This is a genomic window from Vibrio sp. 99K-1, assembly GCF_013114585.1.
In the GTDB taxonomy this organism is placed as follows: domain Bacteria; phylum Pseudomonadota; class Gammaproteobacteria; order Enterobacterales; family Vibrionaceae; genus Vibrio; species Vibrio chagasii_B.
Window position 1 is genome coordinate 22176 of record NZ_VTXF01000023.1, and the last position, 15513, is coordinate 37688.

Genomic DNA, 15513 nt, shown 5'->3' on the forward strand with positions numbered 1-15513 from the left:
CAGTGTTATTCGCCCATATTTGTTATCGCACTCTCGTAGCCATAAAAACCACGTAAATGCTCGATTTGGTCAGCGCAATTGCGCCAAGCTTCTAACCACACCGGGTCGCGCTCTACCGCTTCACCGTAGGTTTTAGGCGGAGAAGTAAAAGGCTGTGTGCAAGAAGTCAGATACACCGCCGGAGGAAGAACCAACCGGTCTTGGTATTCAGTGATGACCTCAGTCGTAGTACAACCACTCAGAAGCATCAGGAATAGGCACATCTGCACATTTTTCATGAACAAGTACCTCTTTTATTTGGGTCACTGTGCGAATCGTTTCAGCATTCCGTTCGGCCTTAGCTAGCAGCAAAACATCAGCGGCCCGTTGCGCTTGCCGAACTTCATCGCTTAAGGTTTCAACGGTGATAGAAAGTGATTTATTTTTGTTCAATGAGTCTTGAAACTGCCCCTGAAGCTCACCGTAGCGCTTTGCCTGCACTTTGGTTAAATCAAGTAGGTACGCAGAGAAAACGAAGCTACCAAGCAACAAAATAACCAAACCTATCAACAAAGCATTTTTGATAGAGAAGTTCATAAAGCCTCCCTTATTACCAGCCGTTCAAACAAGCTTGTTGTTCTAATTCGCGACGTTTCACGATCCCTGAACATTGACTATCAGGGTCCCTGCAGTTTTTGCCGTTAACATAGACCCAACGTGAAAACTCGAGGCACGCTTTTAAGGGTTGGTTTTGGTTAAATAACTTAAGCACGGTGGAACGTTTAAAGTTGCCAACGCCAAGGTTGAACACAAAGCTCACCAGGACATCAAATTGAGCTTGTGTCACGTCGCCTGTTAGATACTTGTTTACTGAATTTTCGGCAATTTTCACATCAGCGATGAAATTACGGGCAATTTGCTCTTGGGTCACAGTATCGCCTTGCTTGACACCTTGGGTATGGCCGAGGCCATGAGTCCAAACTTTAGCGCTGCATCGGTAAGCTTGAGTTCGACACCCTTCGAAATTGGCAATATGGCTTAAGCCTTGTTGGCTAGTTCGCAAGTCCGAAATTAAGTTAAAAGCAAGCGCGAGCACGACAGCGACTGAACACACCCCCTTAGAGATCGCGCTTCGCATAAACTTTCACCGCTTTTTCTGGATTCGCTTTGATTATCTCTACGATCTTTTTTTTGTAATACCGGTTAGTAAAATAAGTCACTATCACAAAAACCAAACCAATTACGCTGACCCAATCTTGCAAAGTCAATGCACCAAAGCCTGCATAGGCCAGAGCACTCACGTATGAAACGAAAGAACTGATTTTCTCTTGCATATTGCGCTCACAAAAAAGCACCCGGCTTTCACAATGGAAAGGGGTGCTTTGTCAGTTATAAACGGTAGAAACGAAAAAACCCCGCCGAGTGGGCGAGGTTTTCTAATATGGAAATATTGCCACTTCATTATGTGAATTGCAATAAAAAATAATCATAATCCACCTTATAACATTGAAGCTTTCATATGATATCATTTACGTATCTAGCATTAATAACGTATCAATATGAAACTAGCTTGTATATATATATCTTATTTTAAAGACCTGTCAGACCTTTTAGTACCTTTGAACGGAAGCTTTAATTGTCAGTTTAACGAAGATAAAATCCTTACTCTTTCCAAACGTGAAGACACATCTAAATACTATCGCGACATATTCTGCTCCGCGATTATCGGAGCAAATGGAGTGGGAAAAACGACAATACTAGACTTCCTTGAATCGTTTGTGGCCTTAAAAGAGCCTCTAGGCTTTGTTGTTTTTTATGATGAAAATGAGAAAAAATTTAAGGTTTCAGATCCTTATAAAATCATAGAAAAATGCCAGTCAGAAGGCGTTGATACAGAAGTAACAGCAAAAAAATTAGTAAAAGATCATAACGTTAGCCTATTGAAAATAAACAATTTATCAGGGATTGATAACTTACTTAAAGTGAAGGAGAAGACAAGATCTCCCCATATTCACAATCACTCCATATCTCGATTCAATACTGGTAATAAAAAATCAGAACACTTTGACAAAATTATTAGTTTCAGTAAAGAAAGCAACATGATAAACAGCAATGCTGGCTACACGATGACTGCCAACTTTCCGCCAATTTTTGGTATTTTAAAGAAACCTACTGAAGAAATTCAATTCATAGAACACGGTTCTGAAGTATCTTTTGAACCCATGACTAATAAAGTCGATTTTCCACGCAACGCCTATGATATGAAAATAATAGAGCAATGGAAAGCGAACACAACACTATCAAGCCCTAACGTATTAAAAAACTGCAACTTTCTATTTAACTATCTCTTAATACCCATCACCCATTATGTAATCAAGAATACCAATCTAAAAATCAGTTCACACATAAGTTATTTTTGTATCGTAATTGAAGAATACTTACGTGAAACCAATCAAGAATTAAACTATGATAAAATTGTTTTTCATAAGGTCTTGTTTAATAGCTTTCAAAAAATAGATAGGAGAATATCCTTACCTGAACCGATAGATTTAAAAAAAGTAGATGTATCTATAAGTGAGATATGTAACGAACTTGCGAAGCTAGTAGAAAAAACGAATTATATAAAAATTAATGATTCAGATAAAAAAAATTCAATATCAATATCTAACTATTCTTCTTTCAAAGAACTCAATTCTGCTGTTAAAAAAATTCCAGAACAGGTTTCTTCATTTATTAAAATCGGATTAGATGGCATAAGCTCAGGAGAGCTAGCTAAAACAAACATCTTTGCTGAGCTGCATGACTATATAAAAAATAGCAATAACAAAAATGAAAACAATGAAAACAATGAAAACAATGAAAACAATGAAACTAACACCATACTTGTAATAGATGAAGCTGACCTTTACTTACATCCAGAATGGCAGCGAAAATTTTTATATGAGCTAATAGAAGTCATTAATAAACACAAATTAAGCACTAACATTCAAATCATATTAAGTTCTCACTCACCAATAATAATAAGTGATTTTTTACCCGATGACATCACCACTTTACATCTAGATAGATCAGTTGATGAATTAGGTGAAGAAAGATATAAAACCGTCATAAAAAGATCCTTAGGCTTTGGAACCAATATAGCAGAGCTTTTTATTGATGGCATGCACATAAATTCAACTTTTGGTCAACACTCTAAGGAAGCACTTGAGAAAATTTTCAAAAAGTACGAGTTAGGAAATTTAAACGACTTTGATAAATATCTGATATCTCAGATTGGTAATGAACACATAAAGAAGTATCTTTCATCATGATAAAATATCCCTTCAAAATTAGTGAAGTAATGCAGGCTAGATATGATCATATAGTTAGGAAAAAAGTTCATAGCACTTTATCATCCGAACTTGCCTGCATGCCTATTGCTGTTAAGTCGAAATTATTAAAAATTCTGACCCCTAGCTATGTTAACTACCTCTTAGACTGCCCGGCTAATGAACTAATAAATGTAATAAATGACTTTTATCTCAAACTCCCCGAAATTGCAGATTATTACTACCCTTACTTTCATTTTAATAAAATTAATTTATCTAAAGAGGACGTCGAGCCGGATGCGACACATGCAAACTCAAAACACTATGAGAAACTAAGATTAAAATGGGCATACAAGCTAACATCTACATTACCAAACTCAGAAGTGGCAAGAAAATTATCTTCTGACCTTTGGTATGCAGAGAAGGTATCTCATATAAAAAACACATTAAAAAAAATAATCAATATACAAAGTGAAACCAGTCGCCTACAAGAAGATGAGAAAGTGAACATTCCCGATTGGATAAAAAACTTTGAAAAGATTTTTTCTTACAAAAACTTAAGAAATAATATCGGGTATGAACTTGTAATAGATTTAAATATTGATATTTGCCTTTATTGCAACAAAGAGGAGATCAACACTATCATAGGGAGAAATGGTAGACATAGAGCTCAACTAGACCACTTTCATCCTCAATCAAAATTCCCGTTCCTTGCTGTTACTTTATCAAACTTGATCCCTAGTGGGCACGCTTGCAACAGTAGTTTTAAATCTGACAAATTAATGTTTCAACATGCTCACCCTTATATTAATGGGGTTGGAAATCAAGAAGTTTTCAAAATAACCCCTGTATTTAATGGAACTGTTTATCGAAAAGATAACTTTAACATTGAGTTAGTTAAACAGAACAACAATATAGACTATAACTTTGTGACTTTTGAGATTCTATCGGCCTATAACCAAAGTATGCTTTTACGAAACTGGGTTGTTGCTATAGACTCTAATAAGCGTTTTTTTAAAGGTTTTGGTAACGAAATCGAGAGGGAGCTAAAAAAAGCAAAAAACGCAGTCTATGTTGATTTAAATGACAAAGCATGTCGTGTATACGCCCAAAAATTTAAGATCGATGTAATTAACTATTTCACTGGGAAATCCTTAAAGTTACCGTAAGAACAAACCTTTTTCCCAGTTAAAGATGTAGATGTAGGTCAAACCTACATCACTCCATCCCCCCGACTCTCGCCACACATTCCTCTTGCTCATACCTCCCCTGCAATGCTAAAACGGCTGCACTGCGCTTATCTACCAGGCATTTAACCAATTTTCCTAGAATCGACTCGTACTTCTTAAATCGTGAGAAGGTAACTGGTAAAGTTTGGCAGAAGTAAGCGAAGCGGGTTTCTTGCGTCCAGCCTATGCGGCCACCATCACAGCATGGGCAAGTTCTTCTTGCTCGATTCTTCGCAATGTACTTACCGCTACCATTACATTCAGGGCAGACTTGGCCAAACTGCTGGGTCGCTTCTGCAATAGCTGTCCTGACTAACGCTTCCAATGCTCTATCGGGATATGGACCGCGCCATTCATCCATCAGCGTGTTGGCTTCCTGTAAGGTGGTTTGGTAAAGCTTTTTAAGTGCAGGTCTATCTTGCAAATATTCAACGAATAACACCAAAAAACCTACTGGTGCTTCCTTCCAGGCTAGACCAACGATTGCCAGCTGCTCATCCTGAGAAAGTCCCCCCTTACCGCCAGAACAGAGGTCGTAGGTGATCCCTTTTACATTGAACTTTGCCAAGAGCTTTTCAATTTGCATTATGCCCTCGCTCCTAGAGCTGCGACCCTTGCAAATACCGAGTTCTTTCGAAACTTCTTAGGATTAGGGCGCTCAATCTCATTAAGTGGTTTGACCTTAGATTTATCGGTCAAACGCATCGCGTTTCTTGAGGGGAGCGAGCCATCCTTGGCTTTATCTGCGTACTTCTTCAACGTTTTTCGGAACTTCACTCTAGCCTCACGTTCGCTTAGCAGGCCTCGACAAACAAAACCCACCTCTTGCGATGTCCAGTACTCGATATCCCCCTTGGGTTCACAACGCAGCATTCGAGTAAATGCCTCGTCAATATCAACCAACTCTTCACGTCCCATAGACACAAACTCTGGCAAGCTTGGTGGCCATACCCCCCCTTCCAACAAAGCCTGATTGACTGCACGACGAATCTCACTGACCGACATCGTTGTAATCGCTTGAGTCCAAGTCGATGGTAGTGCCTGATACGGCCATTTCGTCCCGTAAGCCTCCACAAATTTGACTTGGATCCAATCTTCCAGGTTCAAAAGAATTACCTTGTCGCCCAATCGATGTGGCAGTGTGTCCGTATCGTTCGAGCAACTCTGCGTTGTATTGCTCGACTCGATTTTTTGGTGCAGCCTGGCTTGTTCGAGTCTTTTCATGGTCGTCGTTCCATCGTTCTTGATTCAAGTAAGTCGTTAGGTGCAGCTTATCGAAACCAAACTGTCGATTGGCCACACGAGTTTCTACATCTCGACAGAGCATCTCGGTGAACACTTCCGGAGGTTCACTTTGCGCTGTCACGATACTTTTGAATTTTGCTAACGAATTCTTCTTCGATTTCTTGGTTGGGTATGCGGCCCAAAGCCGATCAAAGCAAGATTCAACCACCGACACATGATCTTTATTGTTAGTAGTATCTGGTAGTCTCTGTGTAGTCTCTGTTTTAGTTTGGCGCTTTTGTGCAACACAGGTTGGCGCATTTGTACTACACTGCTTGGCGCATTCCGCCAAACTAGAATGGCGCAATTGTGCAATCAAGTTTGGCTCATTGATTTTGTAAAAAATACGGCACGGAACACCCTGTTTTTTCTCTTCAAGAATGCCTAAATCACGCAGTTTTTTTCGTGCAGTGTCTAGCTCGCGCCGTGTCATTCCAGTTTCATCTTCCCACTCGGCCTGAGTTTTATAGAAGTAACCGGAGGCATTGGTTCTTCGGCTCCAATAAATCGCTTGGCTTAGCATTAATGCGCCCGTAATGCCGATACCCAACTTGACGAATGGCCGATGAAAAGCGATGGGCCTATCTAGAAATTCGATCATTTAACCGCCCTCGCCTTCATGGTTTGTAGGATTTGCTTCGCTTTATTGCGCGACACCACATAACGACAATTGCCGTTGTTTGCTATCCACAGCATTTGGCCATGGTAATTTTGATAAGAAAGACTCATTGCACAAAGTTCTCTTGTTTTGTTAATTCGCGTGGTTATTAAATGCATTCAGGTGGTCAGCCTTTTTGCGCCATCAATGTTTCTAAGTATTTAAGTAACGGATCGTGAGAGCCGGCGCTCTCTTGTAGCTCTCGGTAAGCATCACGAAGTTGGTCAGACGTGGCATGTTCACCAAGTAAGAGTATCGAGCGGAGTGCTTCAGATGACTCTTTGCTAAAATCGGCGAGTAGTTGGTCACGGTTCACCATGGTTTGACTGGAGCCAATAGCCGCAACTGAATACCCAAGCGGGTTTAAGAACTGATTCAGTGCAGCCGTTGCCCTAGCTTTAGGCATAGCTGCAATAATTGCAGGCAACAAATCCATCACGTTAGCTTTGGCCTCTGTGCTTGTTCTACTGACATAACGAAATAAATTTTGAGTGTTGTTTGGATTGTTGAAAGCCGACGGCACTTTGAGAAGATGTTCCCTTTGGCAGTCTTCCTCCTCGTAGATTTTCATCTTGTGATAGAAACGAGAAATGTATTCCGCAATTTGTTCTTTCGTCGCGTCACTTCGCCAAGCGACTACCGCGTTATGCATAACGCTTTTTAAACTGGGTTGCATGGTTCTTCCTTACTGGTTGTTTATCCAGAATATTGATCGTCAGCCTTGACCTAAAAAATTTAATATGATGTTAGAAAATATCTGGCCTCAGTTGATGTTTATCGACCTCTCCATTAGTTATGTCATGTAAGTTTTTTGCTAGTGCAGCCCCTGGGATTTTGTGTCCAGTAATCACCAAACGTAAGTACCCTGTAGTTGTTTTTAGCTTCTTAGCCATAGATTTTCTTTGCGTATCAGATAGCTGACACCAGTATTTTTTATACATATTAAGCACCTCTTAGGTACATAATACACAAACAAAACGTACCTTCAAGGGCATGTACCTTTTAGGAACAAAATCTTAAAGTAACAATATGTTCTAAGTAGTTAAAAATGCTCAGGTAGATGTAATGAAAACTGCAGAAGATATTAGAAGAGACAATGCACGATCTCTCGCTCAAAAAGTTGGTGGTACTACGGCATTTGCAGACAAAATTGACCGTTCTACAACTCAAGCCAGTCGATTTATGGGAAAAGGCGCCACACGCGCTATTGGGCCAAAAATTGCTCGACACATAGAGAAATCTTTCAACATGCCAGAAGGTTGGTTAGATACAGATCATACTGAAGAGGATCTAAAAGAAGCTTCGACGCTATTCACTTCGACACAAACTAGACGAGTACCTATTCTTAGTCATGTGCAAGCAGGTTCTTGGGGTAAAATCGACTCTAAAGATATTATTTACGAGGAGCTAGACTGGCAAACCACCTCAAGCAATATCAGTGAGGAAGCCTTTGCCATGCGTGTTACGGGCAACTCTATGACCAATCCACACGGTTCCCCGTCTATACCAGCAGGTTCCATTGTAGTAGTTGAACCATGCAACTGCCCTGATAATGGAAAGATTGTCGTAGCTACACTTAATGATGCTCCAGAGGCAACGATTAAAAAGCTAGAGATTGACGGTCCACATAAGTTTTTGGTCCCGCTGAACCCCAAATATGACCCTATCCCAATCAGTGGGAATTGCCGAATAGTAGGCTATGTAAAACAAGTCATTATGAACTTGTAGCAAAAAATCACTCAAGGAAAGCCGCTCACAATAGCGGCTTTTTTTGTACCTTAAATTCGTGAAATTCAAATAAATCCCAAAAAATGTACTTTACAAGGTCAAATATTGTTAGTACCTTGTAGGTACATTATAGCAAATAACAATGTACCTAAAGTAAAAAGGAAAACCTATGACGTATTTATCTCTTACAGACATCAACAAAACTCTAGAAGGCGCTAAAGCTATCCAACTTCATAAAGTGAGTTTTAAGCATTACCTAGCGAAGATACCAAAAAGCGATCCGTTTTATGACGAGCTAGAGCAGCTCATTAAGCTAAGCGATAAGTGTGAAAATTTAGAAGTAAGCGTAGGAAAAGAAGACACCCAAACTATCCATCAGTTCAACGCTCTTTCTGACCAATTGAGCACTAAATTGAATGAAATGAGATTTTGAAAGGCTGAAAAAGAGAAAACCCCTATCGGTGACCAAACCAATAAGGGCTTACTTTGTGCAATGAGACTTAGATAACCAAACCTAAACCTCGCAATCAGTATATAACTGGCTGACCACCAATTTCAAGTACGTAGACTGATTGCCAGGTTTCACCCAGAAACCAAAGGAACTTTGTGTAATGACGACTCCCCTACTTCGAAACTCTCAGGAAGAGTTTATCCATAAAAAGATTCATCAAATCTTACTTGGTGAAGGTTACAAGCGTGACGAAGCAACTCGGGCTTGTAACTTCGCGATTAAAATCTACCGAACAACCGCTTCGTTCGGAGGCCGTGGCGGCAAGTGTTTCGACTTTTGTTTAGCAAAAGCTCGCCAGTTGCTTGCCCCAGTAAAAAAGAAGGCCACCGCTCGAAAGCGAAAAGCTGCAAAATGACTAAGGAACGTAAACGCAAACAAGCAGCAGTTCGCGCCAAGCGCCTAAGGGATAAGCGTAAAACCAGTGGCAATAACGATATCCGAGTGACGTTATCACCCAATGAAATCACAAAGCTTAATGATATATGCCAGTTCTTCGCTTACCCAAGGGAACCTTACACCCAAGTTGAAGCTCTGCAGTCAATTATTCATCGTGTTCATACCGAGATACCCAAGATAAAAAGCGATTTGGGTTGTTGCGGTAAATGTGGTGAACAGCTACCACAAGGCTGCGCTAAGTTACGCGAAGGCGGCTTGTTTAATGGTGATGCTATGTGTTGGCACACCACGAACCGAGTACGAATTATGCCACCAGCAAAAGGAGTTGCCCAATGATCAGTTTCGCCGTCTATGCCGTTATTTGTGCGGTGTTTTATGTTTGTTATATGAAAAGTTCAGCTAATAGAGGAAATCAAAATGGTTAATTCAACGATAAACCTAGCAACACAACGCTTTTTCATCAGTGATAAAGAGGTTCGTGAAACTCTTGGGATTAGCCAGCCTACTTTGTGGCGTTGGACTCAAGAGCTTGGCTTCCCAAAAGCGGTGAAAGGTATGAGAGGAAAACGTCCTTACAAAGAGTTCATTGAATGGGCGAAAGAGCGCGGGATGGTTTGAGCATTTAGAAAGGGAAGCAAGCGCTTCCCTTTTTTGACTAGAGCAAACTGATGCATTGCTCTGGTAATACATTCTTTCCATAGGATGTATCAATACCAATAGAACCTTTGAGAAGAGCTGAGATATAAATATTCTCAACGATGATAAATTAGCTTTGCTCTCTAGTTTTGTGTAAGAAATTGAAAAAGTGATGGTTAATCTTAGTTCAAAATCCAATCTGTAGCCCGCATGACTAAAATGAATTAATCTGAATGCAATCTGTCAGTTTCGTCACCTCGAGCTGACTAGATCTGACAGGTTGTTGCTAGCATAATCTCAGCTAACAAATTTTTGGCCCATTGTTTGTTAACTCAATAAATCAACGACTATTTAGCGAGAAAGGTAGACGCGACTGTTTTTTGAGATGGGTTTCACGTCATTACCTATCAAAGGTCAGGGCATAACTAACATATGCCAAATCAGTTGATGGATTAATAAATATGGATTCAGTTTCTTAGTATGAGAGGTTGTAACGCCAAGAGTGTTCCAAAGCCGTTTGAAACTCCTGTCCACAAACATCTGTTAATGCTTCGTCCAGAAAAGATTGCCAGAGATCACCTAACTCTTCCTGCATCTGATATAACTCATCTATTTCTTGTTGTATGGCTAGTATCGCTTTTCGTCTGCTGTTGAAAAGAACACTATCTTCATTTAGATTGAGAACCCTAATTGTTTCCTCGGCTTTGCGCAACGCAGGCCCTGTTAGACTAGGGCGAGCAATCACTATGCCCGAAATTAGAAAGAGAAAATAATCATTAGGATCATCTACGTCTGGTTTGACTAGTTCTGCAATATTGTATTTACCTGCATCTGCATCTTTATAGATCCCACAGCGCCCCCATCCCCCAGCCTTTGCACTATCGCCGCAAGAGCCAAATACATTGCCCCAACTAAATGTCTCTCTAGGGTGGGCTGCTCTGGTTTTAAAATGCTCAATGTGTTTTCGTTTTAAGTGGCACTCACAATATGCGCAATACCCACTTTGCATTTTGTCTAACTCAATCCAGATTTCATCTTTAGGGGCTTCTTTCATCCAGTCGTTTTGTCCTGCGACTAGACCAACTAAACAATTTGAAGGATGGCGATTCAATTTTTTCATTCACCAACTCTCTTCTTCTCAATGGCGTTTTTAGCCTTGAGTTTCATTTTCTGAATTCTGACTAAGCTATCGCATTTTTTTATCTCAGAGCTCTTCTCACCGAAGTGTTTCCGTATGCATTCATACAAGGCTTGCGCTTCGGAATTATCATCGTAATGTTCACCGATTAAGAGAGCTTCAAATTTAGCTAGCCAATGAGTTTCTTCTATACGTTGAGGAGCAGCAAAAGTATCCATTAGCTGCTCCAAAACGTCGGAGTTGAGGATTCCCTTAGTTTGGAAATCGGGAGCATCTATGAGAGTTCTACCCTTTGCGTCTGTGCCTTCAAAAACTCTGATGTTATCTTTATCTACGGTAGATAGCACTAATGGACTATGTGTTGTAACAATGAATTGAACGTTAGGAAAACAGGTTTGAAGGTCTAATAAAACGTCCTGTTGCCATTTAGGGTGCAAATGCAGCTCGACTTCATCGATTAAGACAATCCCTTGCCCTTCAAGAGGGTTATTGAGTTTAGGGTTTAACATTACTAAGCGACGAACTAGGTCGGATACCAGCCCTAAGAAAGTGCGCTGACCATCTGAAAGTTGTTCAATAGTGATGTCGATAGAGTCATTTTTTACTAAAACGACATCAGAGCCAGTACTTGTCTCAACCCACATATCACTAACGCTTGGAATGACACTACAGATAGCTTGGACGACGATTTTTTTTGTTTGTGCATCTGTTAGTACCTGATTAGTTCTAGCGGACTTCAGTGTAGCTAAGGCATCATTCAGTTGACCCCTTGTTTGTTTAAGAATAGGTTCTAACGACATGATTCCACTGTCGACAGAGGACTCTAGATCCTTGACTTGCTGCTTTAGTGCTTCAATTTCGTTAGATTTATCATTTACTGACTTTTTATGTAGAGCTACAAACCATTCTACAAAATGCTCGAACTTGCCTGAACCAGTAAGAGCAGAATTGTACGCGTCAAAACGTTCCTCTCTAAGTGACACATTATCCTTACTTAAGCGAGATAATGGGTGAGAGCGTTCTACGGAATAAAAGGCGCACAAAGGGAGGTTTACTGCATTATTTTTATTTGCAACGCGGAATACATTAGAAAGCTCTCGAAGGTTCTTTACATCGCTATCTCGCCTTTCGGAAGCTCCAAGACTTGCTCTTGATAGGCGTGCAGGTAGTCGCTTTAACCCAGAGCCATATTCAAATTCTGTTAATACATCACTGTAAGAGTTATCGGAGCCTCTTCTAATATCATATAGTTCACTCAATCGCTGACCAGCACCTTCTTCTTTAAGAATATTGGCATTAATCCAACTTAACGTTTTGGATATGGCGTTAAGGATTGTGGTTTTACCTTGGCCATTATTCCCGATTATCACAGTTAGATCCGGTTCGAAGGACATACGTAAGTTTTTAAATCGACGAAAATCGAATAGTTCAAGGTTTGCTAAATGTAGCTTGTTTTTGGGTACAAAGGTGTCAGGAAGATCTGAACTATTGCTCTCAATGTACCTAGCACATTGTAATAGGTAATGATTAGCTAGCTCCTCATCTATAGCAAGACCATCTAGACCATGAGCATAATTCTGATAAAGCTGAAAGGCTGGGAGTAGCTCATTTTTCCTAGCTCTTCGCTCTAGCTCTTTGATATTTTTTGTTTTGCTAGTCATGACTTGCCTCGTAGATACGTTGAATTAACTCACTAGTATATTTAGTTTTTAATCGGCTTATGAAAGCTGGCTCAATATGTTGAGCGAAGGCTAATAGTCCTTGTAAGTGTCGGATATCCGAGCCATCTAATAGATTGTACTTAAATTGATTTATTAGATGTTTGATGTATCGCTTACGTTCCCTTCCTAAAGAGAGTTTACTTTCATTGCTAAGTGTAATGCCTGTAACATGTCGGTTGTGCGCACGCGATGAAAAAGCTGTTTTACTGTGGTTGAGCTTAAGGTTGTACGAGAAGAACTCAACTAATAGTTGTTGGATAGAAGGAACTATAGTGTGGAGAGTATTCTTTTCGTTGGTTGAGAATGTCAAATCATCAGCATATCTTGTATAAGTGATTTTTTGATCGTTGCAGACATTAGTCATAAAACGGTCAAATTCATAGAGACAGAAGTTAGATATGCTTGGTGAGGTAGGAGCGCCGACACTCAACACAAGCTTACCGTATTCTGTTTTACTTGGACACCAAAAGATAAGCTTTTCAACAAGCCTCTTTTCCTGAGTGGTAAACATTGGTGTGTCAACTGTGCAACTATCTACACTTTGCCAAAAGATGGCAGGGGTTATAGAGTTGAAAAAATTTTCAAAGTCCATTTTCAGTAGATAATTGTTCTGAACATGAGCAAGAGCGTTTTCTCTGATGCTCTTTCCTTTACAGTATGCCATAGCTGCAGGGTGCACAGGGAATGTATATATAGCCAGAAAGGCCCTCTGGTACTCTTTGAGTTCTTTAGATGGCTGGGCTATAACTCTATGTCCGTGTGACCTTTTTGGGATCTTGTATACACGATATTTACTTGGGGCATCCACCAAAAAACGTATGACTTCAGACTCACTTTTTCTTAGGTGCCTTGCTAGTTGCTTTACTAAGTTCATAAACCTCTCAACAAAAAAAGCCCAAAAGTACTAATACTCTTGGGCTTAGCTCTTTACTAGAGACAGCGAAATGTACTTACTTCTTCGCGGCCTAAAGGAGGAACGAGTTTGGACCGCGAAGAAGTAAGTACATTTCGCAACCAATCCCGTTCAATAAGTTAGAGTCTGGCTAATCACCCGACTAGACGTAATTCGTCTTAAGCTAAAGAGCTCTTTAATGTTACTCCAACCCTTTATATTTAACAATGCTTGTTAGTAGGTGAAGTGGATGTAGTCCTAAACTCATGCATTTACATAAAAGTTGTAGCACCAGTTATTCAGTGACCTGCACCATCAATACAAGGTGCCAAGCTAAACGACTTTCCCATACCTGTAGTTATTTCTGATATGCTAATTTAATAAAGTTACTAACACGGAATTGTCCAGTTGTGAGTTACTACAACTAAAACTATTCATTTTCACACTTAATAAAAGCAGCCCATAAACTATAAGATTCTCTCTGCTCATCTAAATAATCGTAATCCAAATAGTGGCTCTGTACGCCACGGTGCACTTTGTGACCTAGCATAGTTTCTGCCACATGAAATGGAACACCCATCGCTTCCCACATATTACGAGCCGTTCTTCGCATGTCATGATTGGTCGTTCTAGGGAAACCCGCCGCCTCGATCGCATCAGCCAGTTTACGGCCAAACTCTACAGGCACGTTCTCGGCCATTGGCCTATCGGCTTCCACTTTAACTGGTGGGAACATGATTTCAAGATCGGGATAAATGGCAAACTGGTTTCGAATCACTTCTTCTGCCAATGGCGGAATCGCGCGTCGAATTGCCCCGCCCTGCTTTTTCCTGATCTTGTTGTTCTCTGCTGGTACTGTCCACACTAGTGCTTCTAAATCGAAATCTTGCTTCCTCGCTAAACGCAGCTCATTACTGCGGTTCGCGAATATCATCATAAGGCGTAAGAAGTTTTTGTTGCTCTCATGCACACCTATGTCGTCAATGGCTTTCCATAGTGCTTTAACGCCAGCTTCTGTCTGCTTACTCTTTTTGGTGTCTGTTGGTGCACCTACATCGGCTTTCTTTACTTCTGCAAGCATGTTGTATTTGAGTAAACCGTGACGAACGGCATAAGACAGCACTTGTTTAAAGCGTGACATAAGGTTTGCTGAATGTTTTGCACTCACACGATTCTTAGCCTTTTGAAATACTGGCATGTAGTCGGTCAGTTCTAGGTGTTTGGCTTGGCGCTGACCTAAATATGGGCTGATGTCTGTTCTAAACATCTTCTCAAGTGCTTGCCACTGCTTTACGTTGTCTTTGCCGTGGTGTTCAACCCAATAGTCGATTAAGTCATCTACAGTGCTTGGTAAGGCTTTGTCTGAAGGGTTGATGCCTGTTCTTGGGTCGATGCCTAAGATAACTAACTCAGCTTTCTTTTCACGCTCGCGCAATGCATCTCGCATCTTCATAGCTGGGTATTCGCCAAGTTTCATTTTTATGGCTTTACCTAGGTAGGTAACGCGGTAAACCCAGGTCACTTTACCTTTAGGACTCACACGCACGCCTAAGCCATCTCTATGGGTGACTTCGGGGTGCCCTTTGTAAGGCTTACCTTGTGTGGCTCTTAGCCAAGCATCTGTGATTGCCATTCGTTTGTACCAAAAATATTTGGTACAAATTTGGTACAAATCTCATATGAATGCAAGTGTCTTCTAATCATTATGAGCTAGCATCCAGCAAAGAATTTGAATGACGTTATTTTTATTAAGCTGTTGTATTTAAAGGGTTATATTAAAGATTATGAATGATAAATAGGAATTGCAATAAGAAGGGAAATTCACGTCTTGAGGCACACCAAGCAACACATGAAAATGTTTAATATATGTCTTTCAATCAACTAGTACGCTGATTGGGGATATATGCATAATAAATATACCCACGGAGAAGCAAATACAGATGCCTCGCTCGTGGGTATCAGAGCATTGTAACGAAAAAATATGAAATAACAATGACGGAGGGGCTCTCCCGACACTTCTGTCGCCCTTTGCC

The 15513-nt window shown here is 40.4% G+C and carries 20 protein-coding genes; 7 read left to right on the forward strand and 13 right to left on the reverse strand.

The features are described 5' to 3' along the window. Positions 1-5 precede the first annotated feature (5 nt). Genes F0228_RS17880 through F0228_RS17895 form a run of 4 tightly spaced genes read right to left on the reverse strand, consistent with a single transcriptional unit; the run spans position 6 to position 1313 of the window. A complete protein-coding gene (locus F0228_RS17880; protein ID WP_253820309.1) occupies positions 6-248 on the reverse strand; it encodes a hypothetical protein in 243 nt (80 codons plus the stop codon). Beyond that, the gene (locus F0228_RS17885; protein ID WP_171762559.1) at positions 220-576 is read right to left on the reverse strand and encodes a hypothetical protein; all 357 of its coding nucleotides are present in this window, start codon (positions 574-576) and stop codon (positions 220-222) included. Before F0228_RS17885 ends, F0228_RS17880 begins: the two co-directional genes overlap by 29 nt. A 13-nt stretch (positions 577-589) precedes the next feature. Further along, a complete protein-coding gene (locus F0228_RS17890; RefSeq protein ID WP_171762560.1) occupies positions 590-1117 on the reverse strand; it encodes a lysozyme in 528 nt (175 codons plus the stop codon). Next, positions 1098-1313 carry an HP1 family phage holin gene (locus F0228_RS17895; protein ID WP_171762561.1) on the reverse strand — a complete coding sequence of 72 codons (216 nt, stop codon included), beginning with the start codon at positions 1311-1313 and terminating at the stop codon, positions 1098-1100. The genes F0228_RS17890 and F0228_RS17895 overlap by 20 nt, the downstream gene beginning before the upstream one ends. Positions 1314-1538: 225 nt before the next feature. Between F0228_RS17895 and F0228_RS17900 the strand changes: the two genes are divergently transcribed. Together F0228_RS17900 and F0228_RS17905 are read left to right on the forward strand one after the other, a co-directional pair. Further along, entirely contained in the window at positions 1539-3290 is a 1752-nt protein-coding gene (locus F0228_RS17900) for an AAA family ATPase (protein WP_171762562.1), read from the forward strand. After that, a complete protein-coding gene (locus F0228_RS17905) occupies positions 3287-4456 on the forward strand; it encodes a hypothetical protein (RefSeq protein WP_171762563.1) in 1170 nt (389 codons plus the stop codon). Before F0228_RS17900 ends, F0228_RS17905 begins: the two co-directional genes overlap by 4 nt. Before the next feature lie 49 nt (positions 4457-4505). On the opposite strand, the gene F0228_RS17910 is transcribed toward F0228_RS17905, so the two are convergent. From F0228_RS17910 to F0228_RS17930, 5 genes are all read right to left on the reverse strand, one after another. Further along, positions 4506-5102 (reverse strand): hypothetical protein, encoded by a 597-nt coding sequence (locus tag F0228_RS17910; protein WP_171762564.1) that lies wholly within the window; start codon positions 5100-5102, stop codon positions 4506-4508. Then, entirely contained in the window at positions 5102-5521 is a 420-nt protein-coding gene (locus tag F0228_RS17915) for a hypothetical protein (RefSeq protein ID WP_132974578.1), read from the reverse strand. The genes F0228_RS17910 and F0228_RS17915 overlap by 1 nt, the downstream gene beginning before the upstream one ends. Further along, complete coding sequence (locus tag F0228_RS17920) at positions 5508-6323, reverse strand: hypothetical protein (RefSeq protein WP_171762593.1); 816 nt, start codon at positions 6321-6323, stop codon at positions 5508-5510. The genes F0228_RS17915 and F0228_RS17920 overlap by 14 nt, the downstream gene beginning before the upstream one ends. A gap of 262 nt (positions 6324-6585) precedes the next feature. Continuing rightward, a complete protein-coding gene (locus F0228_RS17925; protein WP_171762565.1) occupies positions 6586-7134 on the reverse strand; it encodes a toxin YdaT family protein in 549 nt (182 codons plus the stop codon). 70 nt (positions 7135-7204) lie between these two features. Then, on the reverse strand, positions 7205-7351 hold the full coding sequence (locus F0228_RS17930) for a helix-turn-helix domain-containing protein (protein WP_253820310.1): 147 nt from the start codon (positions 7349-7351) through the stop codon (positions 7205-7207). A gap of 172 nt (positions 7352-7523) precedes the next feature. Here F0228_RS17930 and F0228_RS17935 point away from each other — a divergent pair, with 172 nt between their 5' ends. The 5 genes from F0228_RS17935 to F0228_RS17955 all read left to right on the forward strand — a co-directional run bounded on the left by F0228_RS17935 (position 7524) and on the right by F0228_RS17955 (position 9711). Next, positions 7524-8186: a S24 family peptidase gene (locus F0228_RS17935; protein ID WP_171762567.1), complete on the forward strand. Its 663-nt coding sequence runs from the start codon at positions 7524-7526 to the stop codon at positions 8184-8186. A 169-nt stretch (positions 8187-8355) separates the two neighbouring features. After that, complete coding sequence (locus F0228_RS17940; protein ID WP_171762568.1) at positions 8356-8619, forward strand: hypothetical protein; 264 nt, start codon at positions 8356-8358, stop codon at positions 8617-8619. 178 nt (positions 8620-8797) lie between these two features. Beyond that, positions 8798-9052 carry a hypothetical protein gene (locus tag F0228_RS17945; RefSeq protein ID WP_048663584.1) on the forward strand — a complete coding sequence of 85 codons (255 nt, stop codon included), beginning with the start codon at positions 8798-8800 and terminating at the stop codon, positions 9050-9052. Further along, positions 9049-9429: a hypothetical protein gene (locus F0228_RS17950; protein ID WP_171762569.1), complete on the forward strand. Its 381-nt coding sequence runs from the start codon at positions 9049-9051 to the stop codon at positions 9427-9429. The genes F0228_RS17945 and F0228_RS17950 overlap by 4 nt, the downstream gene beginning before the upstream one ends. Before the next feature lie 81 nt (positions 9430-9510). Continuing rightward, on the forward strand, positions 9511-9711 hold the full coding sequence (locus F0228_RS17955) for an AlpA family phage regulatory protein (RefSeq protein WP_108167919.1): 201 nt from the start codon (positions 9511-9513) through the stop codon (positions 9709-9711). A 493-nt stretch (positions 9712-10204) separates the two neighbouring features. Here F0228_RS17955 and ptuB read toward each other — a convergent pair whose 3' ends face one another. The 4 genes from ptuB to F0228_RS17975 form a co-directional block, all read right to left on the reverse strand. Further along, positions 10205-10849 (reverse strand): retron Ec78 anti-phage system effector HNH endonuclease PtuB, encoded by a 645-nt coding sequence (gene ptuB, locus F0228_RS17960; protein WP_171762570.1) that lies wholly within the window; start codon positions 10847-10849, stop codon positions 10205-10207. Further along, a complete protein-coding gene (gene ptuA / locus F0228_RS17965; RefSeq protein WP_171762571.1) occupies positions 10846-12528 on the reverse strand; it encodes a retron Ec78 anti-phage system effector ATPase PtuA in 1683 nt (560 codons plus the stop codon). Before ptuA ends, ptuB begins: the two co-directional genes overlap by 4 nt. Next, positions 12521-13462 carry a retron St85 family RNA-directed DNA polymerase gene (locus F0228_RS17970; protein ID WP_171762572.1) on the reverse strand — a complete coding sequence of 314 codons (942 nt, stop codon included), beginning with the start codon at positions 13460-13462 and terminating at the stop codon, positions 12521-12523. The genes ptuA and F0228_RS17970 overlap by 8 nt, the downstream gene beginning before the upstream one ends. A gap of 448 nt (positions 13463-13910) precedes the next feature. Beyond that, the gene (locus tag F0228_RS17975; RefSeq protein WP_171762573.1) at positions 13911-15113 is read right to left on the reverse strand and encodes a site-specific integrase; all 1203 of its coding nucleotides are present in this window, start codon (positions 15111-15113) and stop codon (positions 13911-13913) included. Positions 15114-15513: the final 400 nt, after the last annotated feature.